Annotated in this window: 13 protein-coding genes; 12 read left to right on the top strand and 1 reads right to left on the bottom strand. The window is 72.6% G+C overall.

Annotation, left to right across the window (positions count from 1 at the left end):
• Nucleotides 1–64: 64 nt before the first annotated feature.
• Complete coding sequence (locus tag FLL47_RS22030; RefSeq protein WP_186315831.1) at nucleotides 65–1,279, bottom strand: helix-turn-helix domain-containing protein; 1,215 nt, start codon at nucleotides 1,277–1,279, stop codon at nucleotides 65–67.
• A 402-nt stretch (nucleotides 1,280–1,681) separates the two neighbouring features.
• Here FLL47_RS22030 and FLL47_RS22025 point away from each other — a divergent pair, with 402 nt between their 5' ends.
• The 12 genes from FLL47_RS22025 (at nucleotide 1,682) to FLL47_RS21970 (ending at nucleotide 15,041) form a co-directional block, all read left to right on the top strand.
• The gene (locus FLL47_RS22025; RefSeq protein WP_144122459.1) at nucleotides 1,682–2,125 is read left to right on the top strand and encodes an HIT family protein; all 444 of its coding nucleotides are present in this window, start codon (nucleotides 1,682–1,684) and stop codon (nucleotides 2,123–2,125) included.
• Nucleotides 2,126–2,203: 78 nt separating this feature from the next.
• Nucleotides 2,204–2,632: an HIT family protein gene (locus FLL47_RS22020; RefSeq protein WP_186315830.1), complete on the top strand. Its 429-nt coding sequence runs from the start codon at nucleotides 2,204–2,206 to the stop codon at nucleotides 2,630–2,632.
• Nucleotide 2,633: 1 nt separating this feature from the next.
• Nucleotides 2,634–3,599, top strand: a complete 966-nt coding sequence (locus FLL47_RS22015; RefSeq protein ID WP_144122457.1) for a phosphotransferase enzyme family protein — start codon at nucleotides 2,634–2,636, stop codon at nucleotides 3,597–3,599.
• On the top strand, nucleotides 3,596–4,795 hold the full coding sequence (locus tag FLL47_RS22010) for an RpiB/LacA/LacB family sugar-phosphate isomerase (RefSeq protein ID WP_144122456.1): 1,200 nt from the start codon (nucleotides 3,596–3,598) through the stop codon (nucleotides 4,793–4,795). The genes FLL47_RS22015 and FLL47_RS22010 overlap by 4 nt, the downstream gene beginning before the upstream one ends.
• Complete coding sequence (locus FLL47_RS22005; RefSeq protein WP_144122455.1) at nucleotides 4,792–5,859, top strand: NAD-dependent epimerase/dehydratase family protein; 1,068 nt, start codon at nucleotides 4,792–4,794, stop codon at nucleotides 5,857–5,859. Before FLL47_RS22010 ends, FLL47_RS22005 begins: the two co-directional genes overlap by 4 nt.
• A gap of 34 nt (nucleotides 5,860–5,893) precedes the next feature.
• A complete protein-coding gene (locus FLL47_RS22000; protein WP_144122454.1) occupies nucleotides 5,894–6,934 on the top strand; it encodes a phosphopantetheine-binding protein in 1,041 nt (346 codons plus the stop codon).
• Nucleotides 6,927–9,911 carry an amino acid adenylation domain-containing protein gene (locus FLL47_RS21995; RefSeq protein WP_144122453.1) on the top strand — a complete coding sequence of 995 codons (2,985 nt, stop codon included), beginning with the start codon at nucleotides 6,927–6,929 and terminating at the stop codon, nucleotides 9,909–9,911. The genes FLL47_RS22000 and FLL47_RS21995 overlap by 8 nt, the downstream gene beginning before the upstream one ends.
• Nucleotides 9,904–10,665 carry a thioesterase II family protein gene (locus FLL47_RS21990; protein WP_144122452.1) on the top strand — a complete coding sequence of 254 codons (762 nt, stop codon included), beginning with the start codon at nucleotides 9,904–9,906 and terminating at the stop codon, nucleotides 10,663–10,665. The genes FLL47_RS21995 and FLL47_RS21990 overlap by 8 nt, the downstream gene beginning before the upstream one ends.
• 27 nt (nucleotides 10,666–10,692) lie before the next feature.
• On the top strand, nucleotides 10,693–11,958 hold the full coding sequence (locus FLL47_RS21985; protein WP_144122451.1) for an MFS transporter: 1,266 nt from the start codon (nucleotides 10,693–10,695) through the stop codon (nucleotides 11,956–11,958).
• 43 nt (nucleotides 11,959–12,001) lie between these two features.
• Nucleotides 12,002–13,291 carry an ATP-grasp domain-containing protein gene (locus FLL47_RS21980; RefSeq protein WP_144122450.1) on the top strand — a complete coding sequence of 430 codons (1,290 nt, stop codon included), beginning with the start codon at nucleotides 12,002–12,004 and terminating at the stop codon, nucleotides 13,289–13,291.
• Nucleotides 13,288–13,968 (top strand): HAD family hydrolase, encoded by a 681-nt coding sequence (locus tag FLL47_RS21975; protein ID WP_144122449.1) that lies wholly within the window; start codon nucleotides 13,288–13,290, stop codon nucleotides 13,966–13,968. Before FLL47_RS21980 ends, FLL47_RS21975 begins: the two co-directional genes overlap by 4 nt.
• Nucleotides 13,965–15,041 carry an NAD-dependent epimerase/dehydratase family protein gene (locus FLL47_RS21970; protein ID WP_144122448.1) on the top strand — a complete coding sequence of 359 codons (1,077 nt, stop codon included), beginning with the start codon at nucleotides 13,965–13,967 and terminating at the stop codon, nucleotides 15,039–15,041. The genes FLL47_RS21975 and FLL47_RS21970 overlap by 4 nt, the downstream gene beginning before the upstream one ends.
• Nucleotides 15,042–15,072 lie beyond the last annotated feature (31 nt).

The raw sequence follows: 15,072 nt of genomic DNA, 5'->3' as shown, positions 1-15,072 counted from the left end.
GCCGCAACGGCCCCGCGCGGGCCGGGCTGGCCGCAGGTGGCCGGCCCGGCCCGCGCTCGGCTGTCTACCGGGTCGGTGGCGTGGCCGCCAGGGTCTCGGCGAGGGTGCGCCAGATCTCGGCGGTCAGGTCGATGTTCATGGCTTCCTGGGTGCGCTGGGCCAGCTCGCTGATGTTGGCGATGCCGGTCTCGCGGTCGCCGGCCATGATGCGCAGCCGGTTCGCGAGCACACCGAGCCGGATCTGATCGCGGAAGGTCAGGTGCTCGTGGGAGTCTTCCAGCCGGTCGCAGAGCACCTGCGCGGTGGGCAGGTCACCTCGCTCGAACGCGACGGCAGCCCGCAGCAGCCGGAACTCCTCGTCGTGCAGCGGCTGGCCGATGAGTTGCACCGCAGGCTCGGCCTCGTCGAGCCGGCGCGCGGCCGCGTACGGATCGGCCGGGGACGCCTGCAGGTAGAGCGAAGCCGCGGCAAGGCGAACCCGAAGCCAGAGCATGAGATCGTCGTGGCTGCTCAGCGCATCCAATGCCGACTCGATCGCCTGCCGGGCCGCCGTGATGTCGCCCTGGCGCATGCTGACCTGCGCCGTCGTCCAGAGCGCCTCGACCCGCAGCGTGCCTGATGTCCCGGCGACGAGCTCGGTGAGCCGGTCGGCCAGTTCGCGGGCCTTCGGCAGCCGGCCGAGTTCCGCTTCGGCGGAGATGAGGATCATGAGTGGCCGGGCGATGTCCGCCACCGCCAAGGCGTTGTCCTGAGCCGTCTGCAGCGCGCGCTGGGCGAGCAGGTGGGCCTCCGCGACGTTGCCCAGGGAGCGCTCGCACCGGGCCAGCCGCGTGCACACCCGGGCGCTGAGCTCCGGCACCTTGATCGTGTCACTGAGTTCGTCGACGGAGCGCAACACCTCGCGTTCCTGCGCGAGCAGCCCTCGCCGGGCCAGCGCGTCCGCCAGCAGCCAGTAGCCCTGCCAGCGCACTTCGGGCTCGATGTCGTCATCGGCGACGGCGTCGCGCAGCCGGGCGACGGTCGCGTCGTCGAGGTCGCCCGAGGTGATCAACGCGATCAGTTTCAGCAGCGGGTTGGCGGGCGGGCTGGAGAGGGTGGCGACCGGGACGCCGAGCCGTTCACTCAGGTAGTCGACGGTCTTGGCGGTGGGCGGCCGTGCCCCGGACTCGATCCGGGACAGATAACTGATGGACATGCCTGATCCGGCGACCTCTGCCTGGGACAGGCCTCGGGCCTGCCGCAGGCTCCTGATGTGCGCACCGAACTCCGGCTGTTCCACGGGCCACACCACCCCTACGAATCGCTGCCGACTTCGCGAATCATGCCACTATTGTCAAACATTGGCAAACCTTCGAGCGGCGTGTCCCGGCAGGTGCGGAGCGTCTTCCTCGAACCAGCAACGCTCGGGTCCGCGACGCGTTCGTCGACCGAACCGCGGCCGATCTCCTGAAGGGTTCGTGCCGTTCTCAGTGGCAAACACATGTGTTGCCAGGGCGCTCATCGTGATTTGCCTGTTTGGCAACACGGCTTGACTGAAGTTGACCAGACCTCCTAGGCTCAGCGGGCCGGTGCTCAACCGACGGCATCAATCCTGCTCAGGACCAATGCGGATGCCGTGTCCGGCATGCGATGGCCGTCCTCGACCGACGGCATCGCGACATTCGACTGACGGGGGAGTCCCATGGATGAGTGCGTTCTCTGCCTGCGTGCGCTGGGCAAGGAGTTCTGGATTCCGGTGGCGGAGTCGGATCACACGATCGCCGCGCTGGCCAACCATCAGCGCTCGCACGGTGCGCTGCTCGTGGTGCCCCGGCGCCACACCAGCACGATCGCCGAGCTGACCGCCGATGAGGCGACGGACCACTTCCGCCTGGTGCAGCGGATGGCAGAGGTGCTGACCCAGGCGTACCGGCCGGACGGCATCAACGTCTGGCAGGGCGGCCGGATGCCCGAGGCGCGGTTCAACCACGTGCACACTCACGTCTGCCCGCGTTATGTCGACGCCGAATACTCCTTCGTCGCCAGTGAGGACCTTCCACTGCCCTCGGTCGAGCAGCGGTGGGAGATCGCACGCCAGATCCTGGAATTCGTGCCGTCCGGCCTCGCCGTCCGATCCGCCGGCTGACCCTTCCCTGAGAACAGGTGTCTTGTGTCTTTCCAGTACCGAACCCGGTTGTCCGATCCATGCGCGGTGTGCGCGAAGGTGACCGGACGTGAGACCGACTGGCCGGTCGTGGCGTCCACGACGCACGCCGTCGCGCTGGTGCCGTCGCGGCAGCAGCACATGGGCACCACCCTCGTGGTGCCCAAGCGCCACGTCTTCGACCCGGCTGACCTCACCGACGACGAGGCGACCGAGCTCTATCTGATGGTCCGGCTCATGGTGGATGCGACCATGTCGAGCGCCGCAGGCAATTATTACCATATTTCGCAGTACGTAGGTGCTCCCGGCGGTGAGCCGATCGACCACCTGCACTGGCGCGTGGAGCCGCGGTCGCAGACCCCGGCACGCAAGTGGTCGTCCATCGCGGACGTGCCCGCCACACCCCTGGCCGAGCTGGCGGCGATCGCGGCCCGATACCGCGGGTTCGTGGCGGCAGACCCGGCCCGCAGCGCGATGACGGCGGTCTGACGTGACCATCTCCCTGTCCGCCGCGGCGCCGGTGTCGCCCGGTGCCACGCTCGAGTCGGACGCGCACACCGCCCTGCAGGCGATCGCCGCCGCGGCGGGCATCGACGCCGACCACGCCCAACTGGTCAAGTTCTACAACAACGCCACCTTCCTGCTGCCGAACGCCGGGGTGGTGGCCCGGGTGGCCGGATCACCGTCGCTGGCCGCGAACGTCCACAAGGTCGTCCGCGTCGCCACCTGGCTGGCCGACAACGGATACCCGGCGGTCCGGCTCAAGCAGGGCCTGCAGAACCCGGTCGCGGCCCCCGGCGCGCTGGCCTCGCTGTGGGACTACGTGCCGCCGGTGCGGCAGGGCACCGCGGCCGACCTCGCCCGGTTGCTGCGCCGGCTGCACGCCATGCGCCCGCCGGACCACCTTCCGCGGTGGGACCCGGTCGAGGACGTGCGCAAACGTGTACGCGACGCGGTCGGCCTCACCGACGACGACCGTCGCTTCCTGCTCGACGAATGCGACGAGCTGGAGCCGGCCGTGCTGGCGCTGTCCGACGACGTCCCGCATGGCCTGATCCACGGTGACGCGAACGTCGACAACGTCATCGTCGGCGCCGAGGGCCCGATCCTGTGCGACTTCGACCGGATCGCCGTCGGCCCCCTGGTATGGGACCTCATCCCGGTCGCCACCGGGTCCTACCACTTCGAGGGCGGGACCGCCGCGCAACTGGAGTTCGCGCAGGCGTACGGCAGCGACGTGCGGGACTGGCCCGGGTTCCCGATGTTCCACCGGCTGCGCGAGCTGAAGGTGGTGAGTTCCGTGGTGTCGCTGCTGGAGGCGAACCCGCACGTCAGGCCGGAGTTCGAACACCGCCTGCGCACTTTCCGCGCCGGTGAGACACACGCCCGCTGGCATCGGTTCGGTGCGGCCCCATCGACCACCTCGACCACCGAAGAACAGGAGCTGACCGCATGACGGCGCGGATTCTGCTGGGATACGACGGACTCGGCGCGCCGCTGTCCGAAGCGATCGTCGAGGAACTCGGCGCCCACGGCTACGAGACGGTGCTCGTGGAAGGCTCCGGCCGCCACGACTATCCCGACCTGGCGGCGGCGGCCTGCACCGCCTTCAACGGCGGCGGCTACGCGTCGGTGGTGCTGGTGTGCGGCACCGGCCTGGGCATGAGCATCGTGGCGAACAAGTTCCCCGGCATCCGGGCCGCCCGGTGCACCGACGAGTACAGCGTGGAGAAGGCACGCCGCCACTCCGACGCGAACGTGCTCGCCCTCGCCGCGAACCTCACCCCGTCCGAGCGGGCCCGCTCGCTCGTACGCAGCTGGGTCGGCCACCGGTTCGACTCCGCCCGGTCCATCCCGAAGATCGCCCGGATCGCCTCCATCGAGGAGTCGGAGCGCCGCGGCGACAGGGCCGCCCGGACGGCGAACACCCCGGTGGTCGTGCTCGCCAAGGGCCTGGGCTCGCGGCTCGCGCCGGTCGCCGCGACCACGCACAAGACGATGGAGCTGATCGCCGGGCGGCCGATCCTGTGGTGGCTGCTGCGCGACCTCGCCGGCGCCGACGCGCTGGCCCGCACCAGCGTGGTGCTGCGCGAGGCCGATGCCGGCGCCGAGGCGCTGTGCCGCGAGTTCGGCGTCGCGGTGGAGTTCTCCTCGCCCACCGGATACCTGCGGGACGTGCACGCCGTCGCGAGCGCCGCGGGCACGGCCGTGACCGTGGTGGAGGGCGACTCCTTCGTGCAGCCCGGCGGTGTCGGCCGGTTCGTGGAGTTCTGCGGGCGGCTGCCCGCCGACGCCGGCTTCGCCTTCGCGACCGCCGCGCCGCCCGCGCGCTGGGACTACCCGATCCAGTGGGTCGGCGTGGACGATCGGGGCAGCGTGCGGCGCTTCGGGCGCGACATCGAGCCGACCGCCTTGATGGCCTGCGGGTTGTGGCACTGGACGCCCGCCGAAGTCGCACAGATGCCGGCGGCGATCGAGCAGGGCCTGTCGTTCACGCGGTTCGTGGCGGGCCGCATCGCCGCCGGGACGGCGGTGGCCACGTTCGGCGTGGCCGGTGCGCACAACGTCAACACGGCGGTCAGCCTCGAGCAGGCACGGGTGTGGGCCGAGTCGACGGTCGCGGTCGCGCAGGACGCGGCGGTGACCCGATGAGCGTCGCCGTCGTCACCGGCGCGGCGGGCCTGGTCGGCTCCGCCGCCGCACGTCACTTCGCCGCCCGCGGCATGCACGTGGTCGGCATCGACAACTGCATGCGCGAGACGTTCTTCGGCGCGGACGGCTCCGTCCGCCCCAACCTGGTCAAGCTCGAACGCGACCTCGGCAGCGCGTACACACACTGCCAGGTCGACGTGCGGGACCGGGGCACCCTCGACCGGCTCTTCCAGCGCTACGGCGCCGAGGTCACCGTCGTGGTCCACGCCGCGGCGCAACCCAGCCACAACTGGGCCGGTGAAGACCCCCGCACCGACTTCGACATCAACGCCGTGGGCACGCTCAACGTGCTCGACAACGCGCGTCTGCACTGCCCGGAAGCCGTGGTGATCCACTGCAGCAGCTCGACCGTGTACGGCGACCACGTCAACGCGCTGCCGTTCGTCGAACGCGAGAGCCGCTGGGACCTCCCGCCGGAGCACCCCTACTACGAGGGCACCCCGGAGACGGCGCCAATCGACCACACGAAGCACACCCTGTTCGGGGTGAGCAAGCTCTCCGCCGACGTGCTGGCGCAGGAGTTCGGCCGGTACTACGGCCTGCGCACGGCGGTGCTGCGCAGCGGCCTGGTGTGCGGGCCGGAACTGGCCGCGACCATGCAGCACGGCATGCCCGGCTTCGTCCTGCGGTCGCTGATGGAGGGCCGCCCCTACGTCGTCAAGGGATTCGGCGGCAAGCAGGTCCGCGACGCCCTGCACACCTCCGACCTGCTGGCCGCGTTCGACGCGGTGATCGCGGATCCGCGCCCGGGCGAGGCCTACAACCTGGGCGGCAGCCGGGCCAACTCCTGCTCGGTGCTCGAGGTGATCGCGCTCGCGCAGGACATCACCGGGCTGGAGATGCAGGTCAGCTTCGCGCAGGGACAGCGTGAAGGCGACCGCAGATGGTGGATCACCAACAACCGCAAGTTCATGGAGCACTTCCCGCACTGGGGCATCGGCACCTCGCTCCGACAGATCCTCGTCGAGATCCACGAGGCGAACGCAGATCGGTGGACCAGATGAACAGCCGGGCCGGCCAGGGAGAGGAGCACGACCGATGAGCGGGGCACGTGACGCGGTGGAAGGGCTGGTGGCCTCGGCCTGGCGCAATGCCGTGGGCCGGGTGCCGGCCTCCGTCGACGACGACTTCTTCGCACTGGGATACACGTCGCTGGACGCCTCGGCGCTGATGGCGCACCTGCGCGAAGCGGTGGGCCGCAAGGTCCCGCTGCGCGTGGTGTTCGAGACCCCCACCATCGCCGGCATCGCCCGTCAGCTCAGGTCAGCCGACGACGGCTGGCGCGAGCGCTACGCGTACCGCCTGCACGCCGGCCCGGCCGGCGGCGTGCCGATGGTCCTCGCCCCGGGCACGTCGGGAACCCTCGGCTGGATCAGCGCGCTGGCCGACGAACGGCTGGGCAGACCCGTGATCGGGCTGGTGTCCCGCGGATCGTACGCGGAGGCCGCGCCGCTGCAGACCATGCCGGAGATCGCCGACCATCTGCTCGCCGCGCTGGCCGCGGAGGGCGTCACCGGTCCGGTGCACCTCGTCGGCTCCTGTGTCGGCGGCCTGGCCTCCATCGAGATGGCCGCCCGGGCCGGCGCGCACGGCCTGCAAGCGGCCTCGGTGACCCTGCTGAACGGCAGCTTCCAGCCGGAACAGCTGACCGTCGCGCAGCGGCTGCAGCACCGCCTCGACGACATCCGGCGGATGGCGGGCCTGCCGCAGCTCGGCGAGGCGTCCGACGCCCGCGCGCAGGAGCAGATCCGTCAGCTGTTCGAGCAGGTGGTGGGCAGCCCTCGGATCGTGGAGGCGACGTTCGACGAGTTCGCCGCCCGGGTCATGGTGTACGTCCACAACTGGCACGCGGCAGCTCAGTACCAGCCCCGCACCGTGGCCGTCCCGCTGGCCGTCGTCTACACCGCAGGTGACGAGGACGAGGTCGGCCTGCAGCAGTGGCGCGCGCTGAACCCGCCGCGCTTCCACGCCCAGCCGGTTGACGGGCTGGCCGCCTCCGACGTGGGCCGGCCCGAGGTGATCGAGACCTTGGCGGCGCTGTTCAGCTCGTACGACGAGGAGCTGAGCCGGGATGTCTGAGCCCACCGGGGACGACTTCCACTTCGTCCGCACCCGGGTGGCGATGGTGACCGGGACGGTGCTCGGGGCGCTCGACGGACTGCCCGCCCGGCTCGCCGCCCTGGGGTTGCCGCCCGCCGGGGCGCTGCGGATCGCCGACCTCGACGTCGGCGGGGACCGGACGCAACTCGCAGAACTCGGCCGTCGGGAGGCCGAGGCGTGCCGGCAGGCCAGGCCGCCTGCCGCCGCCGACGTGTCCGTCCGGCTGCTGCGTACCGACCAGGGCGACGGCGTCCTGGTGATCGCCACACGCTTCGACCGTACGACGGCCGACCGGGTGCTGCGCGCGACCGTGGACCACCTCGCCGGTCTCGACCCGACCGGGCCGCCGACGCCGGGCACGCCGTGCGCGGCCGACACACCGTCGGCAGCGGACGGCGGCACGCGGTGGCACACGTGGCCCGCAGGCCTGCCGCAGATCATCGAACTGCCGACCGACGTCCGACGCCCGAGCCCGCTCCCGGTGACCAGGTCCGCGCTACCGGTGGCCGATGCCGCGCTCGGCGGCGCCGACGCCGCGACCCGGCTGCTGGCCGCGTTCGCGGTGGTGCTGGCGCGCTACACCGGCCACCGACGCCAGGCGCTCGCGGTGCGGTTGCCCGGCCGGGCGGACGCCCGTGGCGAGCTCTGCCCGGTCGAGGTGAGCCTGGACGGCGTCGGCACGGCGGGTGAGCTGGTCGCCGCGGCCGGGTCCTGGCTCTTGCACGCCTGGCGGCAGCGGCCGCCGCGGCAGCCCGAACTGACCCGTGGCGGCCTGGTGCCCGACGGTCGGCGCTTCCCCTGGGCGCAGTTCGGCATCCAGCTGTCCGACGAAGCCGAACGCCGATGGACCGCGGGCGGGCTGACGGCCGTGGTCGTCGAAGCCTGCGACGAACCGCTCGACCTCCTGCTGGACGTCACCGTCGCGGCCGACGGCACGGCCACGGCGACCATGTCCTGGAGCAGCGGCGTCCTCGACCTGACCGAGGCCTGCGCCCTGCGCGACAGCCTGGAGTCCGTCCTGCCGGCGCTGTCACGGTGTCCCGGCACGCCCTTGGCCGAGCTGCGCGCGGTGACCCCATCGCAGCGCGCCCGGCTCGCGCAGGTCAACGCGGAGGCAGGGCACGCGCCGCAGGAGTCGCTCGAGGTTCTGTTCGCCGAACGGGCCCGGCTGGCCCCGGCCGCCGTGGCCGTCCGCGACGAGACGGGTCGCGAGGTGACCTATCAGGAACTGCTGGACCTGTCCGGGACCCTCGCCGCCCGGCTGACCGGGGCGGGTGTGCGTCCGGGCGACACCGTGCTGCTCGCACTGCCGCGCTCGCTCGGCGAGGTCGTGGCGGTGCTCGGCGTCGTGCGGGCCGGTGCCGCGTACGCCGCCGTCGATCCGGCCTGGCCCGACGCACGCCTCGCGGCGATCGCGGCCGCGGCCCGCCCGGCCGCGGTCCTGGCGCTCGACGCCGACGCGGTCCGGCTGGCCGCGATGACCTCGGCGCCGGTGGTGCCCGTACCCACGGCCGGGTGCGTTCGCGGTCCCGCGGCCGGACCACTGGTGCTGAGCCCGAACCGGGCGGCCTACCTGGTCTTCACCTCCGGGTCGACCGGCGTGCCGAAGGGTGTCGCGGTCCCCGCGTCGGCGGTCGTGCATCTGGCCCACCGTCCGGGCTTCGTGGACGCGGGGCCGGGCACCCGCTTCCTGCGCCTGGCGCCGCTGTCGTTCGACGCGAGCACCCTCGAACTGTGGGCGCCGCTGCTGAACGGGGGAACGATCGACGTCTTCCCCGCCGGTCCGGTCACCCCGCACGAGCTGGGCGGTTTCCTGCGGGAACGGGCCGTCACCACCGCCTGGCTGACCTCGGGCCTGTTCCGGCTGATGGCGCAGCAGTGCCCGGAGGACTTCGCGGAGCTGCGGCATCTGCTCACCGGCGGGGACGTGGTGTCACCCGAGCACGTTCGGACGGTGCTGCGCGCCCACCCCGGCATCCGCGTGACCAACGGCTACGGGCCCACCGAGAACACCACCTTCACCACCGTGCACCACGTGGACACGGCCGAGGACGTCGAGGACCCGCTGCCGATCGGCCGGCCCCTGTCCGGCACCTCGGTGCACGTGCTCGACGCCGAAGGCCGCCTCCTTCCGCCGGGCGCGGTCGGCGAGCTGTTCACCGGCGGCTGGGGACTGGCCGACGGCTACCTCGGCCAGCCGGAGCAGACCGCCGCACGGTTCGGGCAGCTGTCACCGGACGTCCCGGAGCGGCTGTACCGCACCGGGGACATGGTGCGCCTCGACGGGCGCGGCCGACTGCGCTACCTCGGCCGCAACGACCAGCAGGTCAAGATCAGGGGTTACCGGATCGAACTCGACGAGGTGACCCGGGCCGTCGCCGAGCACGACGCGGTGCACGACGCCGTGGTCGCGGCGGTCGACGGCGCCACCGGCCGGCGGCTGCTGGCCGCGGTGACCCCGCCCCTGCCCGCGGCGGTTCTCGACCGCGTCCGGGAGCACGTCACCGGTCTGCTGCCCGGCTACGCCGTGCCGTCACTGTGGGTGTCCGTCGCGCAGTTCCCGCTCACCCCGGTCGGCAAGGTCGACGCCCGCACCCTGGCGGCCCTCGCCGACGGGCGTACGCCGGGGACCACCGGCGCACCGCCGGGCACGCCGGCGACGGTCGACGCGTCCGGACCGGCGGCGGACCCGGCGCAGCTCGCCTTCGCCGTGATGAGCCAGGCCCTCGGCCGGACCGACATCGGACCCGACGACGACTTCACGGTGCTGGGCGGCGACTCGCTCAGCCTCGCCGCGATGCTCGCCGCACTGCGCAACGACCACGGCCGCAAGGTATCGGCGCGCGACTTCTATCTCCAACCGACACTGCGCCGCCTCGGCGAGCTCCTGCACGCCGCCCCGCGGGCGACGCGCGTACCGGAGCCGATCGGGGCACGGGGAGGCGACCATGCCTGACGACATCGACATCGAGCGGCGCACCGCCCGCTGGCGCGCGGACCACGGCGCCGACGTGACGGTCTACTGCCTGCCCCACGCCGGTGGCGGCGCGGCCACCGCCCGTCCGGTGGCGCTGGCGGCGCCACCCGGCTGGGACGTCGTCGGCATCCGGCTCCCCGGGCGGGAGCAGCGCCTGGCCGAACAACCGGTGTGCGTGATGGGAGAACTCGCGGCCGACGTCGCCGCCACCATCCGGTCCGATCCGCGTCGCGCGCCGAAGGTCGTCCTGATCGGCCAGTGCTTCGGCGCGGCCCTGGCCGTCACCACCGCCGCGCTGCTCGACGACGGCGCGCCGGTGGGGCTGGTCGGCGTCGTGGCCGCCTCACCGCCGGAGAGCACGTTCCTGAACGGCGCGGCCTGGGTCGACGCCGGTGACGCCGAGTTCCTCACCGAACTGGACCGCCTCGGCGGCGTGCCCGCGGCCATCCTCGCCGACGAGGAGCTGCTGGAGCTCGTGCTGCCCGTGCTGCGGTCCGACGTCGCCGCGCTGCACTCGATCGCCGGCACCGCTTTGGCCGTCCTGGGCGTGCCGGTGGTCGCCGTCGGCGGCACCGGCGATCCCCTCCACGACGAGCGCGTGCTCGCCGACTGGGTGGCGTACGGCAGGGGCGGCTGGACCGCCCGCGCCGACGGCGGCCACTTCCTGCTCGGCGACGCCCCCGCCACGGTCGCGGCCGAGATCGGCGCTCTCCTCCGTCGCGACGGCAACTGACCGCGACCGCAACAGATAGGTACCGACATGCTCCTCTCCAGGCTCCTCCGCCAGCTGATCCCGCCGGGCGGTGACGCACGCAGGCTCTGCCTCATCTCCATGCTCTACGCGGTCGGATCAGGCGCGTTCGCGGCGGTCAGCGTCGTCTTCTTCACCCGGGCGATCGGCCTGTCCGCCGCCCAGGTCGGCCTCGGCCTGTCCGCGGCCGCGGTCACCACGCTGGTCCTGACCATCCCGCTGGGCAAGCTCGCCGACCGGTTCGGCGGGGTGCGGGTGTGGCTGGCCGGGACCGTGGCGGAGGCGTGCGCGTACGCCCTGTATCCGGCCATCAGCGGGGTGGCGACGTTCGTCGCGGTCGTGATCGCGGTCGCGCTGGCAGAGAACCTGGGCACGGCGGGCCGCCAGGCGTACACCGCCGCGGCGTTCCCGCCCGCCGAACGCGTGCGGGTCATGGCGTACGCGCGCACCGCCAGCAACGTCGGCTTCACCGCCGGCGCGATGCTGGCCGGGATCGCCCTGGCGCTCGGTGACCGGGTCGGCTACTACGCCATGCCCGTCAGCACCGCGGTGATCCTCGCCCTGGCCGCGGTTCTGATGCTGTCCCTGCCGCGGGCCGCTCACCCGGCCCCGGCCGGCGCGCCACGCAAGGCCGTCGGGGCGGTGCGCGACCTCGGCTACATGGCGATGTCCGGCGTGTCCGGCATCCTGTACTCGCACGTGACCCTGCTCGGCGTCGTGTTCCCGCTCTGGGTGATCGACCGCACCGACGCCCCGGACGCGGCCGTCGCCTGGCTGCTCGCCCTCAACACGGTGCTGGCCGTGGCGCTGCAGGTGGTGGCCAGCCACGGTGCGGAGACGGCGCCGGGCGCCGCGAAGGCCCAACGCCACGGCGGCTTCGCGCTGGTCGCGATGTGCGGCGTACTCGCCGTCACCGCCGGCACCTCCGGGTGGACGACCCTCGCCCTGCTCGCCACGGCCATGCTGCTGCTGACACTGGGTGAGCTGTGGCAGTCGGCGGGCGCCTGGGGCCTGAGCGTCGCGCTGGCCCCCGACGAGCGGCGTGGCGAGTACCTGAGCGCGTTCCGCCTCGGCGGGCAGGTGCAGGGGATCGTCGCTCCCGCCGCGATGTCGGCCCTCGTCGTCGGTTTCGGGGTCGCCGGATGGTCCGGCCTGGCCGCCGTGTACCTGGTCGCCGCCCTGGTGATCACACCGGTCACCCGCTGGGCACAGCACCGCCGACCGGAGCCCGCCGACCACGCGGCCGCCGGGCAGCCCGTCCTGGCGAACGTGTGAGGGCCGCGAGATGACGCTTCTTTCCGATCAGGCAAAGCCCGCCATGCCGAGGCTGGCGGTGGTGTTCGCGCGCGGCGCGGTGTCACCCGGTGACCTGCTGCGCAGCCTGGACGGCGCGGCGGAGCTGCTGTTCGTCACCGACGGCTCGGCACACAGCCGGGCACTGCGCGGCCTGTTCGAGAGCGCGGGCGAAGTCGTCGAGCTCAGTGGTGACCCGGCCGCCGACGCCGTCGCGGTGAAGTCGTTCGGCCCGGACGCGATCGTGACCTACTGCGAACGCATGCTGCGGGTCACCGCGGACCTCGCTGACGCGCTCGACCTGCCCTTCCACTCCCCGGACACGGTGCGCCTGCTGACCGACAAGCACGCTCAGCGCCGGCGGCTGCGCGCGGCGGGCCTGGAGGCGATGCGGTTCGCGCTGGTGACCAGCCCCGCGCAGGCCCGCGAAGCGGCGGCCGCGGTGCCGATGCCCGCCGTCGTCAAGCCGGTCCGCGGCGAGGGCAGCCGGGACACGTTCGTCGTCGGCGACGCCGAGAGCTGCCTGGCCCGACTCACCGAACTGCTGAGCAGGCCGGACCGGGCCGACGGTGGCTACATCGTCGAGGAGTACCTGGCCGGACTGCCGCACCCGCACCACGGGGACTACGTCTCGGTCGAGAGCGTCTGCATCGACTCGGTCGTCCACCACGTCGGCATCACCGGCAAGCTGCCGCTGCTGGACCCCTTCCGGGAGACGGGCCAGTTCTGGCCGTCCGCGCTGGACGGTGCCGCGCAGGCCGAGATCGCGGCGCTGACCTCTGCCGCACTGGCCGCGCTCGGGGTGACTGGCGGCATCACCCACACCGAGATCAAGCTGACCCCGCAAGGCCCGCGCATCATCGAGGTCAACGGACGTATCGGCGGCTACGTCAACGAGCTGTATGGCCGGGCCCTCGGCGTGGACCTGGTGATCGTGGCCGCCCGGGTGGCGCTCGGGCAGCCGGTGCGGCTGCCCGACGGCCCGCGGCCGGCGCGGGTGCACTTCCAGCACTACACCCAGCCGCCGCTCGGCGCGCGGACGCTGTCCGCCGTGGACGGAACGGTACGGCACCCGCGCGCCCGGCACCGGCTGTTCACGCGGCCGGGAGACCAGCTGCCCGGCGGTGTGTCCTCGTTCGACCTCGATCTGCTCAGCGGTGACGCCGACACACACGAGCAGATGATCGCGGTCATCGACGAATGCGCCGCGCAACTGCGGTTCACCTTCACCGGTGACGGCCCGCCGTCGCAGTACAGCGGCCGCGACCTGCGCGGGGGTCCCCGCTACGACCCGGCGTACGGAGCCGACCGGTGAGCGCGCGACCCCACCTGGTGTGGGATTGGAACGGCACCCTGCTCGACGACGTCGGCCTGCTCGTCGCCGCGGTCAACGCCGCGCTGGCCGCGGTCGGCGGAGCACCGGTCTCCGTGGCCGAGCACCGTACGCGATACCGGCGCCCGATCCGGGCCTACTACGAGGGGCGCCTGGGTCGCGCGCTCGCCGACGACGAGTTCGGCGTCATGTGCGCGACGTTCGACGACGCCTACGAGGCAGGGGTGGCCGACTGCCCGCTGGCTCCGGACGCCGTGGCCTGTCTCGACTCGTGGCCGGGCGGGCAGTCGCTGCTGTCGCTGGCCGAGCACCCGCACCTGATCCAGGAGGTCACCTGGCGGGGTCTGCTGGGCCGCTTCCTGCTCGTCGAGGGCCGGCCGGTGCGGTCGCGGGCAGGCAAGGCCGAACTGCTGGCGCGCCACCTGGACACGCTGCGGCTGGCCGGATCGCCGGTGGTGCTGATCGGCGACTCCGATGACGACCACGCGGCGGCGCAGGAGGCCGGTGTCGGCTGCGTGCTCTATGCGCACGGCTACATCGACCGGGCACGGCTCGAGCGGACCGGCGCGCCGGTCGCCGAGACGCTGGCCGGCGCGGTCGCGCTGGCGACGGCCGCAGGCATGACCACATCAGTTCGAGAAGGGAAGACGCAGAAATGAGCATCGCCATCGTCACCGGGTCGGCGGGCCTGGTCGGTTCCGAGACCGCCCGGGCACTGGCCGCGGCCGGAATGGACGTCGTCGGCGTCGACAACGACATGAGGGCCGTCTTCTTCGGCGCCGACGCGTCGACGAAGACGAACAGGGACAGGCTCATCGCGGAACTCGGCCACCGGTACACCCACCACGACACCGACATCCGGGACCGCCCCGCCCTCGAAGCACTGTTCCGCCGCTACGGCCGTGACATCGCCGTGGTGGTGCACGCGGCGGCCCAGCCCGGTCACGCGCAGTGGTCGACCGGGGACCCGGTCGAGGAGTTCGAGATCAACGCGGTGGCCACGCTCGGCCTGCTGGAACTCACCCGCGCCTGGTGTCCCGATGCGGCGTTCCTGTTCTGCAGCACCAATAAGGTGTACGGCGACCGCCCGAACCGCCTGCCGCTGCTGGAAACGGCCACCCGGTGGGAGATCGCGCCAGGGCACGAGTACGCCGACGGGGTCACCGAGAGCATGTCGGTGGACCAGAGCCTGCACACCTCGCTGGGCATGTCGAAGCTGTCCGCGGACGTGCTCGTCCAGGAGTACGGCATCCACCACGGCATCGCCACGGCGTCGTTCCGCAACTGCGTGATTGCCGGCGCCGCACAGTCGGCCAGCAAGTCCCACGGCATGCTCGGCTACATCATGAAGTGCGCCGCGTCGCGTGACCCGTTCACCGCGATCGGCCACGGCGGCAAGCAGGTCCGCGACGTCATGCACGTGCACGACCTGGTGCGCGCCTTCCAGGAGGTCATCCGGTCGCCGTTCCCCGGCGCGGTCTACAACGTCGGCGGCGGCCGCGCGTCGAACTGCTCGGTGCTGGAGGCGGTCCGCCTCGCGGAGGAGATCAGCGGCAACCCCATGGACCTCAGTCATTCCGACGACAGCCGGGTCGGCGATCACATCTGGTGGGTGGGCAGCAACGAGCTGTTCCAGCAGCGCTATCCGAACTGGTCGCCGCGCTACGACGTGGCGACCATGATGCGCGAGATCTACGAGCGCAACCGCGCGGAGTGGTCGGCGGCGGCCTGACCGCCGCCGCACCCGCGCCACCTGCCGACGA

Origin of the sequence: Catellatospora sichuanensis, from assembly GCF_007483665.1 — a bacterium.
GTDB classification, from domain to species: domain Bacteria; phylum Actinomycetota; class Actinomycetes; order Mycobacteriales; family Micromonosporaceae; genus Catellatospora; species Catellatospora sichuanensis.
This window is presented reverse-complemented; position numbering and strand designations above follow the sequence as displayed.